General features: G+C 64.4%; 1 protein-coding gene. It reads left to right on the plus strand.

The window, feature by feature from the left end; all coding sequences use genetic code 11:
- A partial coding sequence (locus L979_RS04780; protein ID WP_156125398.1) for an integrase core domain-containing protein occupies positions 1-357 on the plus strand: 357 nt, incomplete at its 5' end.
- Between the last annotated feature and the right edge of the window lie 31 nt (positions 358-388).

Here is a 388-nt window from a genome sequence, read left to right on the forward strand (position 1 = left end):
TCCAACAAGCCGGTGTTGCAACCACCGGTTGAACCCGGTCAATTCACGTCCATTCGCTACGGCGAACGCCTCGCGGAGATCGGCGCGACGCCGTCGATCGGGACCGTCGGTGACAGCTATGACAATGCCCTGGCCGAGACGGTGAACGGGTACTACAAGGCCGAACTCGTCCGCGGGCCGGCCCGGTCCGGGCCGTGGAAGACGGTCGAGAATCTCGAGCTCGCCACCCTCGGTTGGGTGCACTGGCACAACACGCAGCGCCTCCACAGCTACCTCGGCGACGTCCCGCCCGCCGAGTTCGAGAACGCGTTCTATGCTGTCCAAGCCGACCGCGAACACCTGGTCGGAATCAAATAGCGCGAGTCTCCATCAGACCCAGGGCGCTTCA

The organism is Kocuria sp. ZOR0020, from assembly GCF_000800955.1.
In the GTDB taxonomy this organism is placed as follows: domain Bacteria; phylum Actinomycetota; class Actinomycetes; order Actinomycetales; family Micrococcaceae; genus Kocuria; species Kocuria subflava.